Source organism: Serratia sp. EWG9 (genome assembly GCF_019913725.1).
Taxonomy (GTDB): Bacteria; Pseudomonadota; Gammaproteobacteria; order Enterobacterales; family Enterobacteriaceae; genus Serratia; species Serratia ureilytica.
Genome location: NZ_JADNRO010000005.1, coordinates 205,313 through 228,490, shown reverse-complemented (window position 1 = coordinate 228,490; position 23,178 = coordinate 205,313). Strand labels below are relative to the sequence as shown.

16 protein-coding genes are annotated in these 23,178 nt (G+C 49.6%); 1 reads left to right on the top strand and 15 read right to left on the bottom strand.

Annotated features, from left to right (window positions below; genetic code table 11):
• Positions 1-104 precede the first annotated feature (104 nt).
• Entirely contained in the window at positions 105-911 is an 807-nt protein-coding gene (locus ITX55_RS13795) for a polysaccharide pyruvyl transferase family protein (RefSeq protein WP_089191428.1), read from the top strand.
• A gap of 61 nt (positions 912-972) precedes the next feature.
• Here the strand turns inward: ITX55_RS13795 and gndA are convergent, their stop codons facing one another.
• The 15 genes from gndA to ITX55_RS13720 all read right to left on the bottom strand — a co-directional run bounded on the left by gndA (position 973) and on the right by ITX55_RS13720 (position 23,119).
• A complete protein-coding gene (gene gndA / locus ITX55_RS13790) occupies positions 973-2,379 on the bottom strand; it encodes an NADP-dependent phosphogluconate dehydrogenase (protein ID WP_004938815.1) in 1,407 nt (468 codons plus the stop codon).
• A gap of 137 nt (positions 2,380-2,516) precedes the next feature.
• Entirely contained in the window at positions 2,517-3,698 is a 1,182-nt protein-coding gene (locus tag ITX55_RS13785; RefSeq protein ID WP_223085153.1) for a polysaccharide pyruvyl transferase family protein, read from the bottom strand.
• Positions 3,699-3,714: 16 nt separating this feature from the next.
• The gene (locus ITX55_RS13780; protein ID WP_072627997.1) at positions 3,715-4,857 is read right to left on the bottom strand and encodes a glycosyltransferase family 4 protein; all 1,143 of its coding nucleotides are present in this window, start codon (positions 4,855-4,857) and stop codon (positions 3,715-3,717) included.
• Positions 4,858-4,871: 14 nt separating this feature from the next.
• Positions 4,872-5,771: a glycosyltransferase gene (locus ITX55_RS13775; protein WP_223085152.1), complete on the bottom strand. Its 900-nt coding sequence runs from the start codon at positions 5,769-5,771 to the stop codon at positions 4,872-4,874.
• On the bottom strand, positions 5,768-6,925 hold the full coding sequence (glf, locus tag ITX55_RS13770; protein ID WP_223085151.1) for a UDP-galactopyranose mutase: 1,158 nt from the start codon (positions 6,923-6,925) through the stop codon (positions 5,768-5,770). Before glf ends, ITX55_RS13775 begins: the two co-directional genes overlap by 4 nt.
• A 4-nt stretch (positions 6,926-6,929) precedes the next feature.
• On the bottom strand, positions 6,930-8,825 hold the full coding sequence (locus ITX55_RS13765) for a DUF4422 domain-containing protein (RefSeq protein WP_108680371.1): 1,896 nt from the start codon (positions 8,823-8,825) through the stop codon (positions 6,930-6,932).
• A 29-nt stretch (positions 8,826-8,854) separates the two neighbouring features.
• Positions 8,855-9,595 (bottom strand): ABC transporter ATP-binding protein, encoded by a 741-nt coding sequence (locus ITX55_RS13760; protein ID WP_072628001.1) that lies wholly within the window; start codon positions 9,593-9,595, stop codon positions 8,855-8,857.
• Positions 9,595-10,362 (bottom strand): ABC transporter permease, encoded by a 768-nt coding sequence (locus ITX55_RS13755; protein WP_072628003.1) that lies wholly within the window; start codon positions 10,360-10,362, stop codon positions 9,595-9,597. Before ITX55_RS13755 ends, ITX55_RS13760 begins: the two co-directional genes overlap by 1 nt.
• 313 nt (positions 10,363-10,675) lie before the next feature.
• On the bottom strand, positions 10,676-11,563 hold the full coding sequence (gene galU, locus ITX55_RS13750) for a UTP--glucose-1-phosphate uridylyltransferase GalU (RefSeq protein ID WP_033650619.1): 888 nt from the start codon (positions 11,561-11,563) through the stop codon (positions 10,676-10,678).
• Between the two features lie 487 nt (positions 11,564-12,050).
• Positions 12,051-13,064, bottom strand: coding sequence for a UDP-glucose 4-epimerase GalE (gene galE, locus ITX55_RS13745; RefSeq protein WP_033650618.1), 1,014 nt, complete (start codon positions 13,062-13,064; stop codon positions 12,051-12,053).
• A 432-nt stretch (positions 13,065-13,496) separates the two neighbouring features.
• Positions 13,497-14,873, bottom strand: coding sequence for a TolC family outer membrane protein (locus tag ITX55_RS13740; RefSeq protein WP_033650617.1), 1,377 nt, complete (start codon positions 14,871-14,873; stop codon positions 13,497-13,499).
• Between the two features lie 2 nt (positions 14,874-14,875).
• Positions 14,876-16,207 carry an HlyD family type I secretion periplasmic adaptor subunit gene (locus ITX55_RS13735; protein WP_042784051.1) on the bottom strand — a complete coding sequence of 444 codons (1,332 nt, stop codon included), beginning with the start codon at positions 16,205-16,207 and terminating at the stop codon, positions 14,876-14,878.
• Between the two features lie 54 nt (positions 16,208-16,261).
• On the bottom strand, positions 16,262-18,028 hold the full coding sequence (locus ITX55_RS13730; RefSeq protein ID WP_033650615.1) for a type I secretion system permease/ATPase: 1,767 nt from the start codon (positions 18,026-18,028) through the stop codon (positions 16,262-16,264).
• Between the two features lie 379 nt (positions 18,029-18,407).
• Positions 18,408-21,401, bottom strand: a complete 2,994-nt coding sequence (locus ITX55_RS13725; protein WP_072628005.1) for a DUF4214 domain-containing protein — start codon at positions 21,399-21,401, stop codon at positions 18,408-18,410.
• Between the two features lie 647 nt (positions 21,402-22,048).
• Positions 22,049-23,119, bottom strand: a complete 1,071-nt coding sequence (locus ITX55_RS13720) for an acyltransferase (RefSeq protein ID WP_232096706.1) — start codon at positions 23,117-23,119, stop codon at positions 22,049-22,051.
• Between the last annotated feature and the right edge of the window lie 59 nt (positions 23,120-23,178).

The following is a 23,178-nucleotide window of genomic DNA, read 5'->3' as shown; positions in this document are numbered from 1 at the left end:
CTACGACCGTCTTGTCGAACAACAGCTCTTTCTGTACTGTGACAAGATACTTGAGTAGATGCCTGTTTTCTGCTTATCCATCATTTGAATTCATGAGGTCAAAAATGTCCCATAAGAATGAAAACCAGTTTACCTCAATGTTGCGAGAACTTTGTAAAAGCTATCATTTTGTCTATAAAGCCAATCCAGGAAATGCAGGCGATGGCGTTATCGCCGCAGCAACATATGATTATTTGGAGGCCAATGGATTTGATTACTCTCCATTCAGATCCTCGGAAGAGTATAGTCCAGAAACTCACGTCCTGCTTTTTGGTGGTGGCGGAAATTTAATTGAGAACTATTACGCTGAAGGTCGTGACTTCATACAGAAAAATATCTCAAACTTTGCCAAAGTCATTATATTCCCTTCAACCATTTTCGGCTACACTCAATTTTTCAAGGAAAATATAAAAAAACTCTTTGTCTGTTGTCGAGAGAAAACCTCGTATGAACGTTTATTAAAATTAGGTTATATTCCAGACGAGTCAATCATCCTAACACAGGACATGGCATTTTATCTCGATAAAGATAAATATATCAATGATGTAACACCAACTAAGGAAGTAGCATCTTGTTATCGCACTGATTCAGAGTCCTTGACTAAACTACATCATGAAAATAACCATGACATATCTCTAACGTGGAATGGTGACTATTGGGACAATGTTAATCTCGCACGAAACTCAACCCGTTCACTTATCAGTTTTTTACAAGATTATAAAGCGGTTAATACAGACAGGTTACATGTCGCGATTTTAGGATCGCTATTAGGCATGGAGGTTAATTTTTATCCTAACTCATATTACAAAAATGAGGCTGTCTATGATCACTCCTTAATGAATTACTTTCCAAATACCTATTTTATCAAGTAAATCTCCAATATAAAAAAACCGCCAGGTATTAGCCTGGCGGTTCTTATCATCAAGAAATAAATTATTCCATCCATTCGGTATGGAACACGCCTTCCTTGTCGATGCGTTTGTAGGTGTGCGCGCCGAAATAGTCGCGCTGCGCCTGGATCAGGTTAGCCGGCAGCACCGCTGAACGGTAGCTGTCGTAGTAAGCGATCGCGGCGGAGAAGGTTGGCGTAGGGATACCGTTCTGCACGGCATAGGCCACCACGTCACGCAGCGCCTGCTGGTACTCGTCGGCGATTTGCTTGAAGTATGGCGCCAGCAGCAGGTTGGCGATATCGGCATCCGCTGCGTAAGCGTCGGTGATCTTCTGCAGGAACTGGGCACGGATGATACAGCCGGCGCGGAAGATCTTGGCGATTTCGCCGTAGTGCAGATCCCAGTTATTTTCTTTGGACGCGGCTTTCAGCTGAGAGAAGCCCTGCGCGTAGGATACGATCTTGCCCAGATACAGCGCGCGACGCACTTTCTCGATGAACTCGGCTTTGTCGCCGGTGAACGGTGCCACTTTCGGCCCGGTCAGCACTTTAGACGCGGCAACGCGCTGATCTTTCAGCGAGGACAGGTAGCGTGCGAACACCGATTCGGTGATCAGCGACAGCGGTTCGCCCAGATCCAGCGAGCTCTGGCTGGTCCACTTGCCGGTGCCTTTGTTGGCGGCTTCGTCCAGGATCACATCGACCAGGTATTTACCCTCTTCGTCTTTCTTGGTGAAGATGTCTTTGGTGATGTCGATCAGGTAGCTGTTCAGCTCACCCTTGTTCCACTCGGCGAAGGTTTCGGCCAGTTGCTCGTTGCTCAGGTTCAGCGCCTGCTTCAGCAGAGAATAGGCTTCGGCAATCAGCTGCATGTCGCCGTATTCGATGCCGTTGTGCACCATCTTCACATAGTGGCCAGCACCGTCAGCGCCGATATAAGTCACGCAAGGCTCGCCTTCCGCAACCGCAGCGATTTTCTCCAGGATCGGCGCTACCAGCTCGTAAGCTTCTTTCTGGCCGCCAGGCATGATGGAAGGCCCTTTCAGCGCGCCCTCTTCACCGCCGGAAACGCCGGTGCCGATGAAATTGAAGCCCTGGTCGGACAGTTCGCGGTTACGACGGATGGTGTCCTGATAGTAGGTGTTGCCGCCATCGATCAGGATATCGCCCTTGTCCAGATGCGGAGTCAGCGAGGCAATGGTTTTATCCGTCGCTTCGCCCGCTTTCACCATCAGCAGGATGCGGCGTGGTTTTTCCAGCGATTCAACAAACTCTTCAACGGTGTAATACGGCGCCAGGTTTTTGCCCGGATTCTCAGCGATTACTTCGTCAGTCTTGTCGCCAGAACGGTTGAAAATGGAAACGGTGTAACCACGGCTCTCGATGTTCAGCGCGAGGTTGCGGCCCATTACCGCCATGCCGACAACGCCGATTTGTTGCTTGGACATTTAGGAACTCCTGTCTGAGGATGACCCTGCTGGCAACGTCGGCCAGCAGGTTTTGTGATGTGGCACACATGTTAACTCAGGATTGAGCCGGGTGGGTAGTGATTGGTGCGATAGGCTTTGCAACAGATTATAAAACGTTAAAAATTGTACAACTGCCTCAATAACAGCTGTTTGGACTGTTGGACCTGCTCCAGTCCCTTTTGCCTGTCTCCATGCGCAAACAGTAAAAAAGCCCGTAACTCCTCCAGACTGATATCCGGTCGAATCATTGGCCAATTTGACATTCGTTGCAGGCTGGTGAACTTGTTGTCGTAGTAATCAGACCACGAAAGTGCGATCCCAGGCAGACCAAGACTGGCTGCGATAACCTGAAAATGGAAACGCGAACTGATACAAAAATCATGCGTCGCGAAAGTCAATCCATCTTGCCAAACCTGCTCAAACGGCACCAACTCGGCCAGGGGAAAAAGCTTGAGAACTTGCCGGAAGAAAATTCCATCCGAGCCCGGCCGAAACTCATAAAATTTAATCTTCGCATTCGGATGCTTCTCAAGGAATATCATTGTCGCTTGTCCTAGCAAGCCCAATAATTTCCCAGTGAGAACATCATCTTCCGACAGCTCGGTATGAATGCACAGATGTAAAGTAAACGGCTCACGTTCTACAAGGTGCCCTACAGAATAGGACGAAAAAGCAAAATAATCGTCACCTGTAAAACCGAGTTGTGGTAGCTCAAATGGCGCTAAAACCTCGTAACTCGCCCTATCTCTGACATCAAACCGGTCAAACTGGCGAATGTAAGGAACAAGTTGCCCGGCCTTTTCAGGAGAGAGCGGTTGCAACCCCAGTCCGGTTGCATAACACGCGAGCTGGTATTTTTTTGCAAAATATGCCGCCACTTCAATTAGCCGTGAGTTGGCGCCCCAGAGCTCATTGATATAGCCCCCACCCAGTAGATGAATGCTGGTGGTGGAGGCAAACGCCTTGGACATCAAACGTTCACGCAACGGTAGCGTGTAAGGATCGGCAAGCTTCTCTTCCAGGGAGCCATCATCGCCCAACGCTTGCACCAGCCGCCATAAATAATCCACGCATCGCACACCGGGAAACAATCCTGAGGCAACGACGGCGTCAACGGCATCCAGATAAATGACGCAATCCGGAAAGCGCCGCTGTAATTCCGTTACCCAAAATCGCGTCAGCATATCATCGCCAAAATTGGGCATACCTGCAGCGGAAACCAAATAGAACACTTTTACTACCGAAACAGGAACATCCTCATTACATTTTTTCGTCCACAGTTTCGTAAAAAAAGTCACTACGGCGCTCCTGAAGTTAATAACTTCTGGTTGCAATCGCACGTTGATAAAGCTTCAAAGTATCGTCAATCACCAACGACGACGCAAACTTATTCTCGATACGCTCACGGCTGCGCACGCCCATCTCAACGCGCTTGCTTGGACTGGTAAGCAACTGCTCCAACTTCTCTGCCAAAACCTCGATATTGCGCATCTCCACCAGGCTGCCGGTGTACTCATCAATAATCAGACTTTGGCAACCACCCACGTCATAAGCGATGCAAGCACGCCCAACCGAAGACGCTTCCAGCAAAATACGCGGAATGCCTTCTGAATACGTAGAAGGCAGAGCGACAACGTTAGAGGCCTCAATCAGGCTGTAAACGTCGCTGCAACGACCCAACCAATTGATGAGCCCCTGCTGGTGCCATTCTTCTATTTGCGACAGCGGAATCGCATCCGGATCGTCAACAATGGAAATTCCCGCCACATTCAACACAAAATCCACGCCTTTCTGCGCCAAGCGCTTTTTCACCTCGACCAGATCGCCCAAACCTTTGCTCCAGAGCAATCGGCTGGCGAACAAGACGACCGGTTTTTCGCGGTTGATTTCTAGCGAGTAGTGATAAATATCGGGGTTAATGCCGGCACCATCGATAACAACCGTTTGGCTTTTTTTCGCTTCAGTCAGCGCTAGAAGTCGATCGCGGTCGTGTTCGTGCTCAAAGGCCAGCAAGCATTTTTTGTTCTTAAAGATATGATTGTACGAATGTAACGTCAGATAACGAATGACGTTCATTGACAATTTATCTTCCATAAAGACACGCCCAAGCCCGACAAAGCCCAGAATAATCGGTTTGTTGTAAAAACGCGCAAAGAACCCCCCCATCAAACAAGGTTTGATAGTGATGCAATGCAGTACGTCTGGGTCAATTTTTTTGAGCAACGACCATACCTTGGCCAATGAACCAAAGAAGTTGAACGGGTTGATGGACAGCTCAGATACTGATGAATCGTGGCAGATAAAACCTTTATCTGCCAACTTTTGCTGAATGTCGTCTCCCACAAAGTGGCTAACAACGTGGATTTCATAGCCAGCAGCCTGAGCCGCCAGCGCTCTTTCAACCCAATGCAGTTCAAAGTACCAATCTGAGTTGATAAAATAACAAATCTTTTTCATTTAACTCTTACCGGCTAATGTTGTTTACCATTTTTACGTGATATACCGTCAACAATACCGCGCACTACGTATTTAATATATTCACCTTTTTTGCCTTGAGAGGTAAAAGAAAGTAAATATTTTGCAATACGTAACACGATAGCTCCGAGTGAGTAAGGTCTTTCATGTTTTTTGAAAAGCATCCTTGAGAGGAGCAGGTTTCTGACCAGATAGTAGACTTTCCAGGACGGGTTTATCCCCCCCTGGCTAGCAGGCACATCGTGCAGAAATACCAACTCTGGTGAGTACCGGAACCGATACCCTTGTTGACTCAACCTGTAAGAGAAGTAAAGATCATCATAATAAATAAAAAGTTCTGGCCAAATGTACTCAATGTTAGCGGCTAAAACGTCTTTGCGTATTATTGCACCAACAAATGAGAAAGTCACGACATCCGCAGGCTTAAACTCTGCGGGGATGTAACGTTCGGGTCTGGCAATATAACCCAACGTGTTTACCAACGACGTAGGCATCTTGCTGAAAGGTACGTTCATTTTGCATAACGTCCCTTGTCTATCCAGGACTCGGCAACAGTAGGCCTCATAGTCGAACCGTTGCGCCAATTCAGCGAAACGTGTCAACAATGTGCGATCGGGATAAGCGTCATCATCGAACATAAACACCCAGTCGGTGTCTATCTTACTCGCAATATATTCACTTCCGAGCCTGAACCCGCCTGCGCCGCCGTCGTTTTGCGCAGCGCGTATGGCGTGCAAACGGTTATCTTCGATACTGTTTAGCCACGACTGCGTTTCGTCGGTCGACGCGTTATCGACAATGACAATGTCATCAAACGGCAACGCAGAGGTTGCCGCCCAACACTGTTTCAATTTTTCCAGGCGATTGAATGTAACAATTAACGCCGAACATCTCATCTGATGCTGACCGTGAATACTGGCATAGCGTTTTCTTGCTCCAGACTGGCCAGATAGGTTTCAGCCGTTTTCAGTGCTTCGGCAATGGTCACGTCCATATCCAGGTAGCGATACGTACCCAGGCGGCCAATGAAGGTAATGTCATGTTCTTTTTCGGCCAAATCGACGTATTTTTCCAATAATGCCATTTCACCGACCTGACGAATCGGGTAATAAGGGATATCATTTTCTTCGCAAGTGCGGCTGTACTCTTTATAGCAAACCGACCCTTCGTGCTGTTCCCAAGGGGAGAAGTACTTATGCTCGGTGATGCGAGTATAAGGTACCGACTGTTCACAATAGTTCATCACCGCACAGCCTTGATAATCCCCTTCCACGGTAAATTTCTCAAAGTCCAGCGTACGGTAGCCGAGGCGCCCAAACTGGAAGTCATAGAACGCATCCAGCGGACCGCTGTAAAACACATGATCGTAGCCCTCACGATCCTGCATTTGGAACTGGGTATCCAACGTCACCGAGATATTCGGGTGATCCAGAATACCTTCCACCATTTTGGTATAACCGTCTTTCGGCATCCCCTGGAACTTATGATTGAAATAGTTATCATCATAATTAAAACGAATAGGCAGACGCTTCAGAATCGAAGCCGGCAACTGTGCCGGGGACATGCCCCATTGCTTGATGGTGTAACCTTTGAAAAAGGCTTCATACAGTTCTTTGCCGACAAAGCGCAGCGCCTGTTCTTCGAACGATTGCGGGTCGGTGATACTGGAATCGCCTTTCTCGGCGATCAAGGCTTTCGCTTCCGTTGGTGAACAAGTTTTTTTGAAGAATTGGTTGATGGTGTGCAAATTGATCGGCAGCGAGAAAACCTGGCCGTTTACCGTCGCTTTTACGCGGTTAACATAAGGCATCATTGTGGCGTACTGATTCACAAAGTTCCAGACTTGCTCGTTGTCGGTATGGAAAATATGCGGACCATAAGTATGCACCATCACGTCCGTCTTTTCATCCCGAGCGTCGTAGCAGTTGCCAGCGATATGAGTACGACGATCGATAATATGAATTTGATGGCCTTGCTCAGCCAATTTTCTCCCGATCACTGCACCGGAAAAGCCTGCACCTACGATTAAGATTTTCTTACTATTCTTCATCAAGTTATCCGATAATTACACGTCTGACCTTGTAATAATACTTCGTCATTAGATTACGACGCGAAGAGCCCTTTGGCGCTAACTTATTAACGACAGGCATTAGCGCGCGCTTGATCTTAGTCTGCAACAATTCTTGCTTCTGTTCTACCTTCTGACCCAACCGAGGGAAACCGGCAGGAGCTATAAGACGTTCATAAGCTTCCAATGCCCAAGGAGTCTGTATGATGTTCTTATGATAATTATCGAAGAAATCCACATGACGCGTATTCCAGGGTTTGTTTTCACCTGCAAAATGGATCATTTTAGGCTTGCTGCGTGCATCGAGAAAACGCATGTAAGTCGCAAAAGGCAAATTCGGGAAGAAATCATTAGTATTGCCATTGCCATGATAAACATTCCACTCCAGCGGCAAATAATGCACACGACCATGGAAAACTTTATTCATAATATCTTGATCAAGGAACCAATAGGTTTTGCTTTTCATTGCAGCCATCAACCTGGAGAACGTATTCTCCTGATTCATCTGCTCAATATTAAAGACTAAGATACCCGCCTGGAAATAGCCGTCCGGATCCGCCATTCCCAATGAGGTCGACAGATATTCTTTCGCCGGCATAACGCCATCGCTGGACTGCGACATTGCGCCAAACAACACAAAACCTTCCATGACGATATCTTTGACCGCCGCGATCAGGTTATCGCCTAACGGCACATCTAGCAATTCGGATAGATCGTTTTCCACTACGGTATCCGAGTCGATAAAGATCACCTTGTCAAACTGGGCAAACAGCTTAGGAATAAATAGACGAGCATAGGTCGCCGCACTGAAGTGGGCGCGAGTAAAGACACTTTTCATCTCTGAGAACGCATTGACGTCAAAGAAACGCAGATGAAAATTCTTATGTTCCGAGAGCATAGAGAAGAAACGTTTCTTACTCGCAAGTGAAACGCCGTTCTCTAACACCACCAAGTCATAATTAAGCTCGGGATTGGCATGCTTGATAATAGAGTTAATCAATGCCGCACCACTGATCGCATAGTTATCATCAAAGCAGATAACTATCGGCACATTGTTAGCCGTAAAACTTGGCTTGAGCGTGGCAGTGAACGTTTCCTGTTGAACGAAAGTGCGCTGCAATTCTTTTATTTTCAAGTTGCGTCTAGAGGCCTGATACTCAATATAAATATTTAGCAGACGCTCGGAAATGTGCCCAACAACTCGTTTTTCTTGGATACTATAATTTTTAAACCTAAGCTCAGACTCAAGTTTATCTAAAATAGAGAACAACCATACGGAATACTCATCAAACATGTCCTTTTTCATAACAAACATATTTGTATAATAACCGTCCGATGCATTATTAAACTTGTCGGCCGCAGCCTGGTACTCTGGGTAAAGCTCACCAAGAATCTTTAACGCAGCATCGTAATCTTCTATATGCAAATAATCGGAAATTTTATAATGTTGGTAATTGTTTTTACTACCCGCAGCACTGACATTCCATTTTTTCGGGAGAATAACATCCACACCGGTAAGACACCGCGAGATTTGCTCGTCATTCAAGCCAAACTGTTGGTGGTAAGCTTCATCAATCTTCTCATGATTAACAACCCCCCAGTTATCCTCTTGGTAGTTTTGGATATCAGAAAAATTAAAATGACGGCGATAGTGCATAAAACCGATAAAGTCGGCAGGCTTAGCGTTTTTCCAAACCCAATAATGAGCAGTGAGCTCACAATAAAATGGGTTTTTAAAGGAAATATTGTCACCTGTATTATCACCTGGACATCCGATATCGTTGAGGCTATTGTTCTTCCCAACGTGAATAGGATACACGAGCGTCGAATCAAGAAAGGCGCTCGGCTTATGGTGACAAGTGTATATACTAATCTTTTCCATTCAAACCACCTAATAATAAAAAAGTAAACTCAGGCCATAGCTGCTCTATATTGAGATATAATAGAGTGTGCGTCACCGATACTTTTCATTTTGTGGTTCTCGATCCAAATAACCTTGTCACAGATTTTTTCCACATCCTCTAAATTATGACTAACAAAAAGAATTGTCACGCCTTTTCTTTTAAACTCATTGATCGTATTAATGCATTTACGTTGGAAGGCAATATCACCCACTGCCAACACCTCGTCAATGATGAGAATGTCCGGATCAACCTGCGTAATAACAGAGAAACCCAGCTTCGCTAACATACCGCTGGAGTAAACTCGGATGGGCTCGTCAATAAATTCACCTAGCTCGGAAAACTCGATGATTTTATCCAAACGCTGCTTTAACTCCTTACGACGAAGGCCCAACAGCGTCGCATTCAGTCGAATATTCTCACGGCCAGTCAGCTCGGGGTGAAATCCACCGCCTAACTCCAGCATCGAAGCCACCCGGCCAACTACATGAACCGAACCGGATGATGGTTTCATCACACCGGCGACCAAACCAAGCGACGTACTCTTCCCCGCACCATTGCGGCCAATAAGTGCAACCGACTCGCCTTTTTGCACCTGGAAGCTGATATCCTCTATCGCCAGATAACTACGACCGCTCAGTAAGCTTAGTGCCCGACGCGGGTTAAAAATCAGCTCTTTAATGCCAGATCCAATATGATGGTATAATGGATAGCGCTTAGTGACGTTTTTAAATTCTATTGCTACGCTCATTATAATATCTCTGCAAATCTGTACTTCAACTTATTGAAAATGCTGACACCAATGATAATGAACAGCAACGCATATCCGTAGAGCATGCCTATTTGATGATAATCAATTACGCCATTCATAAAAAGATCACGCCAACTCAGTATCATGTTAGCCAGTGGGTTAAAATCAATCAGGAAGCGATATTGCTCAGGAATCATATCGCCGGAGTACAAAATCGGCGTGCAGTAGAACATCAGCATGATGCCCAGCGTGATGAAACGTTCCAGATCGCGGAAGAAAAGGTTCAGCGTCGATAACATCATCGCGATCCCGAAGGTCATCATCATCTGCGCAATGCCGATAAGCGGAACCCCCCAAAGCCAGTCAATCGATGGACGCATGTCATAGACATAGAGAAAAACAATAATAACCGGAATGGTGCAAAGGAAATGCAGGCATTCCATCAGGACATTACTAAAAGGAATGACCGAACGCGGAAATACGGTTTTTTTTATAATTTGCGCATTAGCAATAAAGGAATGCAAAGAGTTCGACGTAGAACTTGCAAACCACTGCCAAGGGAACAGACCTGTAATAATGAAAATGGTATAGTTTGGTATTTGAACCCGCATGACCAATTTAAAAATAAAATAATAGATCATAGCAAAGAGTAATGGATTTGCGATTGACCATAAATAGCCAAAGAAGCTGCTTTTATATCTTACTTTTAATTCTTTCTCTGTGATGACCGAAGCCAAATCCCACAGATAACCTAAGCTATACTTCATATAAAAACTCGATTTAAGATTGAAATTCCCTGACAGATGAAACATGGCCGTACGTCTTCAGGTCCAGCGTAGCCAGATGGCATGACGGGTAGAATGTGTTGCTGAATTAATCGCAGCCACGCTACCGCCCCTGGCGTTGTGGCAACCAGAGCACACTTAAAACAACCTGTTGATTTTACTTCATAACCGGGAAAACTTCCTGCACCCAGTTAGCTACACAGCGCGATGAGCGCGTGTAACCTGCCCTCAAGCTACATCCAGCCAATTCATTTTACTTTAGGAATCGGCTGGATTCGTCAGGTATAGCAGACGCTTAAGCCTGCAACATCCCCTTTAACCACTCAGAAAATGCTTCACCCTGCGTCGGATGACGAAGACCATACTCAACAAAGGCCTTCATATAACCTAATTTATCACCGCAGTCATGCGAACGCCCAACCATCGCGAAAGCCTCAACCGGTTTTTGCTCCATCAGCATGGCGATAGCATCGGTAAGCTGGATCTCACCGCCAGCGCCATAAGGCGTTTTTTCCAGCAGCGGCCAGATATCAGCAGCCAAAACATAGCGGCCAACGACAGCCAAATTTGAAGGTGCCTCTTCTTGGGAAGGTTTTTCGACGATCGCATGCATCGGTACGCTTTGGCCTGGCGCCACGGCCACGCCGCGACAATCAACCACGCCGTATTTGGACACGTCTTTTTCTGGCACAGGTTCTACCATGATCTGGCTGCGACCGTGCGCTTCAAATTCAGCGATCATGCTGGCGAGGTTATCTTTCGTCAGATCAGAGGCGATGTCGTCCATCAGCACATCCGGCAGCAACACGGCAAACGGCGCATCACCGATCAGAGGTCTGGCACAGAGTACCGCATGGCCCAACCCTTTGGATTGCCCCTGCCGCACATGCATCAGGGTTACGCCTTTCGGACAGATAGACTGAACTTCTTCCAGCAGTTGGCGCTTAACGCGTGACTCCAGCATGCTTTCCAATTCAAACGAGGTGTCAAAATGGTTTTCAATAGCATTTTTTGACGAGTGCGTAACCAGAATAATCTCTTTAATACCGGCGGCGACGCATTCATTTACGATGTATTGGATAAGAGGTTTGTCGACAACCGGTAGCATTTCCTTAGGAATCGCCTTAGTGGCCGGTAACATGCGGGTACCAAGACCGGCAACGGGAATGACAGCTTTCAGCATATCTGTGGGGGCTCCCAACGACTTCAGTTTCATTAATGCAACATGTCAAAATTATCGCGATAACATTTCGACGTTATCGCCGTCCTCGGTTATGCAACCAAGAGACCGCTATTTTCTTCGGGCTGAATTATACACCCATGTGGGAAGTTAATACATTAACGCCACATAGACAAAACGTCATTTGTCTATGCAGTAACCGCCAGCCACCAAGAAAAACCCTAACACACTGAATAACAATAAAAAATAAACCATTCATGCTTTCAAACTTGTCCTAAAAACCTCCTGACGCCAGGTGCCGTTTTTGCTACCGCAGGGTAAGAGTGGCCAAAAAAAGCAAAATTTAATAAGCACGCTAATAAAAACACCGGTTAATTGAGAATGATTATTAATTACAAGAAAAGTACTCCCCGGTATCTTCATGACCAACAACGAAAAAGCCCACATCGAGATGTGGGCTTTTTCGTTGCTTAACTTTATATCAGTTTTCTTACTTATACCCTTGCGGATTTTTCTTCTGCCAGTTCCAAGTGTCGCGCATCATGTCATCAATATTCCGACGTACTTTCCATCCTAGCTCTTGATATGCCAGATCCGCGTTCGCCCAGAAAGCAGGCAGATCGCCGTCGCGGCGAGGCAAGATTTGGTAAGGGATCGTTACGCCGGAAGCTTTTTCAAATGCCTGAACCATCGCCAACACCGAGTGCCCTACACCGGCCCCCAGGTTATAAGCCTTAAATCCGCTGATCTTCGCCAGATGATCCATCGCTTTGAGATGACCGTCGGCCAAGTCCATAACGTGAATATAGTCGCGCTCGCCCGTGCCGTCTTTTGTTGGATAGTCACCACCGAAAATACCCAACTTCTCCAGTTTGCCGATAGCCACCTGCGAAATATAAGGCAGCAGGTTATTGGGAATACCGTTAGGATCTTCGCCGATCAAACCCGATTCATGAGCGCCGACCGGGTTGAAGTAACGCAAGGCAATAATCGAAAACTGCGGTTCAGCCTTAGCGAAATCCTGCAGGATCTGCTCCACCATCAGCTTAGACGTGCCATAAGGGCTGGTCGTGCCGCCGATCGGTGTCGTTTCAACATAAGGCACCGGCGAATTGGCGCCATAGACAGTGGCGGAGGAACTGAAGATGAAATCATGTACGCCGGCACGGCGCATAGCATCCAACAGTACCAGCGTGCCGGTGACGTTATTCTGATAATACTCAAGCGGTTTGCGCGTTGACTCTCCAACAGCCTTGAGGCCGGCGAAGTGGATCACGGCAGTGATATCATGCGCGCCGAAGATACGATGCAGGCATTCAGCATCCTGAACATCGCCTTGATAAAACACCGCGGCTTTCCCCGTCAGTTTCTCCACGCGCTGCAATGACTCCGCAGACGAGTTGGACAAATTATCCAGCACCACAACGTCCTCGCCACGCTCCAGAAGCGATAGCACGGTGTGCGATCCGATGTAACCAGCGCCACCGGTAACTAAAATTGCCATATCAACCCCTTACGCTTCGATAGCATCGAAGCATAGTTACTCGTTCTATAAGAAGACCGTTTGTTTCATGAGACGTTCACGCAAACCATCCATTGATGACAAAGCGCATAATACAGCTCAATGGTTCACGCATGAAGAGAAAACGGTATGTGCGCCTCTTGAGCGATGAAGGGTTAACTGCAGCATCACCTTTTCCTGGGGGTGAACGTGGCATCGCGCTTGGGTGGCTTCTCGTTATCTTTCGGCAGAATTCGATACCCTCTCAGGAGCATGACCGCATTCCAAGCCCAAGCCCAAGCCCAAGCCCAAGCAGACATTCTTTATGAATCAAATAAAAAACAAGTAAACGCAACCTGAGAAATACACGCATGAAATTGAAAAAGAGCAGCTTAACGCTGCTCTTTCAGATTAATGCTTATAGTGGAAGAACCTCTAGCGATTACGGGCAAAATACTGCGCGACGCGCAGCACATCCTTCTCGTCCAAGGTGCCGGAATCGCTCAACAAGGTAATCCAAGACTTGATATAGGTGTATTTGGCGGAGGCCAAGTCACGCTGGGCGCTGTAGAGCTGCTGTTCGGCGTTGAGCACATCGACGTTGACACGCTGCCCCGCCAACACGCTCTGCCGGGTCGCCGTCACCTGCGTAGTCGCCGACTTCACCGCCAATTCGTAGGCCGCCAGTTTGGCACGACTGCTGATGCACAGATTGAACTGCTTGCGCAGATCGTTCAGCGTCGTGCCGACTTGCGTGTCCATTTCGGCCATCGCCTGGCCGTAGCGCGCCGCGGCCTGCCGGGTGGAGGCCGCCACGCCGCCGCCGGAGTAAATCGGCAGGCTCACCTGCACGCCGATGCTGTCGGTACGATATTTCTGGTTAACCGTGTTATCGCTGCTGGAGTCGTTTTCCGAATGCGAAGCGTAAAGTTGCACGTTCGGCATAAAGCCGGCGCGGTTTCTCTCCACTTCGTATTTCGCCGCATCGACGCCATGGCGCGAGGCGGCCAGCACTGGGTTGTTTTCCAGGGCGATCTTTTGCCACTCTTCAAACTTCGACGGGATCAGCGGCGCCACCTTGAATTGCCCTGGCCGTAAGCTCTGCAGCTCATCCAATTGATTCAACGGCACGCCGATGATCACCTCCAGCTCACGCTGCGCAGCGTCCAGCGCGTCGCGCGCTTCTATCACCTGCGCCTCTGCCAGGCTGTAGCGCGCCTGCGTTTCGGAGACGTCGGTCAGGGTCCCCTCACCCGCGCTCATCAGACGATCGTTCAACGCCAACTGTTCTTTATAGGCTGCTTTCTGCGCCTCGGCCAAGGCGATTTGATCTTTGGCATAGGCCACTTCGACATACGCGCTGATCACCCTCACCGCCAGATCGAGCAGTTTGCCGCGATAGCGCTCATCCGACATCATCGTCTGCGCCACGCCGCCTTTATAACGCGCATAGGCCTCATAATCGAACAGCGGCTGCGTCAGCGTCACCGAGCTGGAGTAGCTGCGGTACTGCTGGCGCCGCGTCGCTTCCGTAATGTTGCCAAAGAAGTCGCTTTGTGGATATTTCTGGGTTTGCCAGTTACGCGGCGAATTCTGGTAATTCAGCGATACCTTCGGCAGCAGCCCCGCCCTGCCGATATTTTCGTTTTCATCTCCCGCTTCTTTCTCTTTTATAGCCGCCCGAAAAGTCGGGTCCTTTTCTAATGCCAGCGAATATGCGTCTAAAATCCCTATCGAATAAACCGGCGCAGACATCGCAAACAAAAGGGTGCCGATAACCAGACCGGCAGCCTGTCGTTTTGAATGAATCAAAATTATTCCTCGGTTAATGAAGTATGAGCGCGATCCAAAATAGGTTTAAACAGATAGCTCAGCAGCGAGCGCGACCCCGTTTTCACGAACACCTCCACCGGCATCCCCGGCTTGATGTCCTCGCCACTGAGCATTTTCATGCCCTCCGGCGAGACCGTGACCTGCATCTGGTAGTAGGGTTCGCCATTGGTTTTGTCGACCAGACGGTCGGCGGAAACCAACGTGACCGTTCCCGGAATTTTCGGGGTTTTGTTTTGGTTGAAGGCGGTAAACATCAGATCCACCGGCAACCCGTTGTACACCTTATCGATCAGGTCGACTTTGAGGCGAGAATCCACCACCAAAGTCGCCTGGCTGGGCACAACGTCCATCAGGTGGTCACCCGCTCCCACGACGCCCCCCTGAGTGAAGATATTCAATCCGACCACGGTGCCGTCCACCGGTGAGGTGATGGCGGTGTTGCCCAGATCGAAATCGGCCATTTGCAGCTTGTTGCGGAACTCGCTGGCGTCCATTTGGGTTTGCGCCAGCTGCGTTCTGACCTCGCGCTGATAATCAGCAAAGCGCTGATCGATGCGTTGCTGAGATTCCTGCAGTTGCTTTTGCAATTGGCCAATCCGCCCGACGGTTTCGTCGATACTGCTGTTCACCTCGGCGAACTGGCGTTGAATTTCCAGGTAGCGGTTGCGCGGCAGGTATCCGTCCGCGGCCAACTGCTTCATGCTGTTCATCTGTTCACGCAAACTGGAAAGCTGGATCTGTTTATTGGCACGCGAATCCTGCAGGCCTTTCAACTGGAAGCGGATCCCGTCCATCGACTGCTTATAGCCGTCTATTTCACTTTGCAGCCCTTGGCGGCGGGAAGCGAACAGCTGCGTTTGCAGCGCAATAATCTCCGCGACGCGCGGCTGATCCTTGATCTTGGCGAAGATCGGGGAAAACGTGACATTGCCCAGCCCGTCCCGTTCAGCAAGCAGGCGCCCTTCGGTAGCCAAGGTGGTGTAGTACTGATCGCGCAGCGAATCGACCTGCGCTTGCGCCTGCACCTGGCTCAGTTGCACCAGCACCTCGCCGGCTTTCACCTTATCGCCGTCTTTCACCGCGATATTTTTGATGATGCCACTGGCCGGAGCCTGCACCGTTTTACGATTGCCGGAAACGGTTACCGAGCCCGGCGACGCCACCCCTTTATCCAGAGGCGCAAACGCCGCCCAGGCCAAGAAGCCGAACACTCCCACTCCCAGCGCCAACCACCCCAGGCGGGTATAACGACGCTCATCCAACGGGATCTGTTCTGAGTACGAGTCATGCGGCTCGCCAATATGCGTAGACATACCAACTCCTTTGACTGCCGGCGACGCAACGGCGCCGCCAGGCGAGTTCACGGCTTAATTAGTTTGAGTTTTAGGGATATCGCCTTCATCCGGCTCGGAGTTCACCGCACGCACCGCCTGCGGAGGCACCTGCGCTTTTTGCGCATTCGCCAGGGCCTGCAATACCTGCTGCGTTGGGCCAAACGCATTGACATTCCCGTTAACCAGCAGCAACAGCTTGTTGGTCATCGCCAGCAGATTGGTGCGGTGAGTAATCAGGATCACCGTTTTATTGCGCTGTTTAAGGAACGTAATGGCCTGGTTCAACGCCCGTTCACCGGCATCGTCCAGATTGGAGTTGGGTTCATCCAGCACGATAAGAGACGGATCGCCATACAGCGCACGTGCCAAACCGATACGCTGTTTCTGGCCGCCGGACAACCCGGCGCCACCGCTGCCGATCACCGAATCATAGCCATTGGGAAAGCGCAGAATCAGCTCATGCACGCCGGCCAACTTGGCGGCCTCAATCACTTTCTCCGAGTCCAGCTCGTTGAAGCGGGCGATGTTCTCCGCGATGCTGCCGGCGAACAGCTCAATATCCTGCGGCAGATAACCGATATAGGGCCCCAACTCGTCCTTGTTCCACTGGTAGATGTCGGCATTGTCCAGTCGCACAATGCCTTCACTGACCGGCCAGATGCCGACCAATAGACGCGCCAGCGTCGATTTGCCGGAGGCGCTTGGCCCAATAATCCCCAACACGTCTCCCGGCTGAACGGCGAAACTGACGTTATGCAATACCGCGCTCCCCTTCGAGCCCGGCGGCGTAGCGGTCACCCCTTCAACGGAAACCACCCCTTCCGGACGCGGCAGCGACATGCCGGTACCGCGAGGCGGATGCTGTTCCAGCAGGCGCACCAGACGCTGATAAGCCAGCTTGGCGGAGCTCCAGCTTTTCCATACGTTAATCACTTGCTCAATCGGCGCCAGCGTACGCCCCATCAAGATGGAACCGGCGATCATCATGCCCGGCGTGATGTGCCCATCGATCGCCAGCCAGCCCCCCAGCCCCAAAACCAGCGACTGGAGCGACAAACGCACAAACTTGGTGATCGATGTCACCCGCGATGCCCGCTCGCTGGCGATACGCTGACTATTCAGGAAGCGCTGGTGTAAACCGAACCAGCGTCCCTTCAGGTTAGGCAGCATCCCCAGTGCTTCGATCACTTCGGCATTGCGCAAATTCGTGCTGGCCAGATTGCCTGACATGATTGAAAGCCGGCTGGCATCCGCCAGCGGCTTCTTCGACACCACTTCGTTGATCACCGCCAGGGCGATCAACAGCAAGGAGCCCACCAGAGCGAACAACCCCAACCAAGGGTTAAACAGGAAAATCACCAGCAGATAGATCGGGAACCAGGGCGCATCGAAGAAGGCAAACAGCGCACTACCGGTCAGGAATTGGCGCACGTTGGTCAGATCGCTCAGCATCTGGCCGGCATCTGACGAGCCGTTCTTTAAATTCGCCTCGTAAGCCGCCGTATAAATGCGCGTATTGAGGCGCATGTCCAGCTGGCTGCCGATGCGGATCACCACCATGCTGCGTACGTATTCCAGCAAGGACATCATGCCGAACATACCCAGCATGATCAGCGTCAGCATTAACAGCGTGATTTCATTGCGCGAAGGCAGCACCCGGTCGTAAACCTGGAGCATGTAAATGGAAGGAACCAGCATTAACAGGTTAATAAACGCAGTAAATATACCAACGGTCCAGAAGACTTTGCTGCGTGTACGTATAACATCCGCAATTTCGTTGCGCGGGATAAATTGATTCACGTTCTGCCCTTACATCATGTGCACTGTCAGTCCAATCCGCATTGACCCCCTCCCTAAAGAAATTCCTAAAAAAGAATTATCCCGAGAAGGCTCACCCCAAAGAAATGCCCGAGACTGCAGATACTTTCGTTAACTATAGGTAGAGAAAGTGAAAACCGGCAAGGTGGGTCATAAAAAAAAAGCCGGTCAACGCGCCTGACAAAAGCCCAACAAAACAATGCGATATGAGAAAATAAAAGCAGGGAGGGAAGATAACGAAATGGAATAACTTAGAGAGAATGACGCCGCTCACAAAATAAAACATGCGGGGGATTACGCCCCCGCATTATTTAACCCCAAATAGTTCCATATGGAATTATTTGTTATTGCAACTTTACCCTTAGGCGTAGTGCAGAGTATCCACCAATTGCTGGTGGTTCTGGCCAGTCAGGTAAATGACCGTATCGTTGGCATCCAGCGTGTGGTTATTGTTATTGTCAATAATCACATAGGAGTCAGCATTGTTACCTGTCCCGCTGAACACCACCGAGGCCACGCCCACCTTCGCCGTCAGCGAGTTAGGATTGCTCAGGCCCAGGATGCCACCCAACAGACCGACAACGCCGGTGGTCAGACCGCCAACCAGCGAACCTAACAGCGCATCCAACGTATCTGAAGCGCGAGTACCGTAATCCGCCACCGCGGTACCGGTGTTGGACAGGGTCAGGCCGGAAGCGGCATCGACGATCTTGTCTTTCGCGGTGCTGAAGTCGGTGATGGTGACCCCCGCCTGCGAGTTACTGGATTTCAGATCGTAAGTATTCGCTCCGTTACCGCCAGTCAGCGTGGTGTTACCCAGCACGTTGAAGCTGTCGGTCGTCGACGTCCCTTCCACCGTCAATTGGTAACCGTTCAGACCCAGCGTGTTCAGCAGCGGAGTCAGCAGCGCCGTGGTAGCCGCACTCAACGGCAAGGCTTTCAGCAGTTGCACGATAATACCGTCACCGGTACCCGCATGGCTTGAATCCAGGTTCAAACCACCGGTATTAGCAGAGGCATTGATGTCGCGCACGTTGCTGTAACCCGCGCCCACGGTCAGGTTCAACGCATGGTCGCCGGTCACGTTGATATTCTGAACCTGCGCGTTGGTGCCTGCCAGAGACAGAATATTGCTGAACGCACCGGTCCCGCCGGAAGCCACGTTCACCGCCGTCAATGCCGTCCCCAACAGAACGCTGCTGCTGCTGTTCAGGCTGATGGCGCCAGCATTCACGTTGGCAGAGCTCACCGCATCAAAGTTGATGTTGAAGTGATCGGTAGCATTCTGCACGAAGGTGAAGTTCAGCGTACTGGCGGAGGTCGCGTCCCCTTTCACTTCCAGCTGCGCGGCGTTGCCGCCGGCGGCGTTGATGACGTTGACGTTAGCCAGGCCGGAGATCACAAACCCTTGCGCACCCAGGTTGGTCGCCGCCGCGTTCTGGGTGACAGTGCCCCCCGTGGTGCCTTCCACCGTGGACGTGCCGTTGGTCAGGCCAAAGTCGAAGGTGTTGGTCGGTGTTGTGACGGTAGTGGTAGTCGGTGAACCAACCAGCGGTGTCGTAATCAGCGTACCGACAGACTTGCCGATATAGCCGGTCAGATCAATCTGCTCGAAGTTCGAGAAGTTGTTGGCGTTACTGGTTACGGTGCTGGTACGAACGCCCAGGGCGTTCTGGTTGGTCACCACGGTTTTGGTGATGAAGTTGGCGGAGATGGAGTCCGTCCCTGCGCCGCCGTCAGCCTTGACGGTATTGGCGACGGTGTTCGCCGCGCCGGCGACGGCGTTACCCGCCCAGTGCAGGCTGTCGTTGCCGGCGCCGAGGTTAAACTGCGCGGTACCGGTCGCGAGATTTGCCGTCGAAGTAACGACCACATTGTCCGCACCTGAACCGGTGTTCAGAATGATATTGCCGTTGTTGACGGTGACAGCAACCCCAGAACTGGCGCCGTTGTCAGACAGGTTCACCGTTGCCGCGCTGGTGCCGTTGATGGTCAGGTTGGCCAAGTGATCGGCGAACTTCAGGTTGACCAGGCTGGCGGCGTTGGCGTTCAACACCACGTTGGTCAACACCGCGGTCTCCGCATTGCTCAACGCATGGCTGGCGCCGGTATTGACGGTGCCGGTGCCGTTGCCGCCTCCCGCCGTAACAGACAGGTTGGCACTAGTTTTATACAACAAGCTGGTGCCGATATCGAATTCGAAAGCATGCTGTTGGGTTACGGTTGCTGCATCCGTCGCGGTCGAAGAGCGCAGATCATTAATAATCGCTTGGGTAATGATCCCTTTGTCTGAGCCCAATGCGCTGTAAATAGCCAGTTGAGCCGTCGTGGCGGCAACGCCGTGCACCGCGGTGAAAACATGCTGGATAAAATCAGTGCCGGTTAACTGCCCGCCCTTACGTTGGAACTCGGAAGAACTAACCAGGTTACCGATCAATGAGTTATATGACATGCCGGCGGCTAACGCTTTGCTCCAGGTGTCTAAACCGGAAGCATCAACGCCGCGTTCCGGAACGCCCAGGTAGACAGCCGCGATTTGTTCCTGGAACGCCAATCCTGGGAGATGGCCTGGTTGGTACACGGTCGTAGCGCTATTGAAATGTTGCTGCGCCGTCAGATCGCCGGCCGCGACGGTGCCACGCAATCCCTGGATAATATCAACCACCAGATCGGCACGAGTCGCGCCCCCCTGCAGCAATGACAGGAAGCTGGCAGATTCGGCAGAGGATGGCGCACGCTCGTAACCAAATTGGAACAGACGAGCGATAAATGCGTCGTCACTCAGCGAAGTCAGGTAAGAACGCCCCGCAATGTTGGCGGCCGCAGCCTGAGTGATCGTCATCCCGGCATTGATTTTAGCGCCAAAATAGTTGACGGCATCGGCAGTCACGGTCGAACCGATAACATGCAAAATAGCTTGAATATCCGATGCACCTTGCCCTAAGGCAGCGGAGGCCGTCGAAGGATATAGCAACGTGTTAACCGTGTTTTGGAATGCGGTCTGTTGAGCCAATATCGTGGCGTCGCTACCGCTGTAGTTCAGCAACCCGCTGACGACATTGGAAACCGCCGAACTCAGGGTGTTGCCATTCAGGAAATCAGTCAGTTGTTGAGATGTGGCGGCAGAGCCGTACTCACGGGTATAGATAATCTGCAGAATTTCCGAGTCGGTTTTCCCAGAATAGAGCGCATTCCCGCCGGAAGAGCTGATGAAGAACTGTGCCAGTTGCGCTGCGGTTTGTGTGCCACCCTCGAGCTGCTGCCCATAGGTGTTGATCTCGGTCAGAGACGGAGTACGTCCCAAAACCGAATAGTAGATCGCCGCCGCCTGCTGCTGAGATGCTAGAGAAGCCATAAAAAACTCCTAATCTAAGTGAGATAAGGTAAAAAGAACGTTCCACACAACTTTCGATGTTCAGCAACATAAGCTTAGCTGCTGAATTTAAAGAAGTTTGGTCTTGCCTGTAAACTCAACATCAAATTAATAGCAATAAAATCAATTCCAGCTAAATAACTCTCCTAAACGCGCCCATAGTTATTTACTGAGTAAAGTATCTGATGACCGGATCTGTCAAGGAACGCAATGAGATTATTGTTATGTCAATTAAAGGCAGCACATCTAACGGTAAGGCGATGGTTAATAAGATGATTTGTTTAAACTTCGAATAAAATGGCAATGATATTGCCATTTTCATATAAAGATCGCTTCAGTGGTGGCTCAAACCTAAGTTAGACAGAGAAAAACCATACTAAATAGAGAGGATTTTTTCAGACGTGCAATGCCGGTTAGTCGCCGCGGAGGGATGGGGGATAGGGGCATAAGTGATATAAAGATAAAAACTATCTCATTGAAGAATAAGTACATTACATGAACATTGAAAAGTTGGAGCGCGGTGATGAAGGCGGGAAACAGGCATAAAAAAAGGCATCTTCATCGATGGTGATGAAGATGCCCATAGATAATACCTGTAGAAATGAATCAGGTAATTGCAGCAAACATGCTCAGAGAGGCATCGCTTTGACCAAGCTGGACTTAACTCTTCTGCCAAAGTGGATCGATGGCAACTCGATATATTTGTATACCAAATATGAAACCGGCAAAGTTAAAGTCGCCCCGACGCTCCCCCAAAGATAGCGAGTGCCATTGTCGAGATTAGCTGTCAGATGTTCGAATACAATCAATAGGCTAGGATGAATCAGATAAATAGAGTAGCTAATAACACCCATGAGCACCATGAATTTGTTATGAATTTTGAGCCGCGTTGTCAACAGGATGAACAGCAGCATGCTGAAATAATACGTCAAAGTATATCTCATCGTATGCCCAGGCTCCGAACCATAGGAATAGAAACTGACTAGCGGAATGACACAAGCAAAAATCGCGATATAGTAAATCGCCTGTTTTTTAGCGAATAGATCGCCTTCCAACAAATATGAACGCCATAAACCGCCAAACATCATGAGTGACAATGCAAGCGGCAGAGCGACAGGAAACGCAGCATCCAGTTTATGCCTGGCAACTCCCATCGCCAGAGCAACACCTAACATGACAAGCGCAGAAATAAAATTGAATCTTACCTTGTTGAGTAACCCCAGAATGAAGGCAAATACACACATGATGTAAAAGACCAGTTCAATAAACAGCGTCCAATATACGCCGACAATATCTTTCACGTGCAAAGCCGTTTGAAACATGGTGATGTTGGCCAAAATTTGCCGCAAGGGGAACTGCTCACCAAAGCAATAAGAAACAAAAAGATACAAAAACAACGAGAACCAATACCCAGGGTAAAGCCTGAAAAAGCGCGAGATAAAGAAGGCTTGAACACCGCCGTTTTCACGACGAAAACTAAAGGGAATGATAAACCCGCTGATAATAAAAAATAATACGACACCTATTTTACCGATATCAAAAACATGGGAAAAAATATACTTATCGTAACCGTAAATCGGCACCAGGAAATGGGCAATAACTACACTTATCGCCGCAATTCCTCGTATCGAGTCTACATAATCCAAACGAACAGGAGTTTTATTGTCAGCGGTGGTTTTCGCCTGTTTATCTATTTGCATAGAAACCACCTGATGTTGAGAAAAATATTTATCAGTCATAATCCAGGAAAAATAAAAGC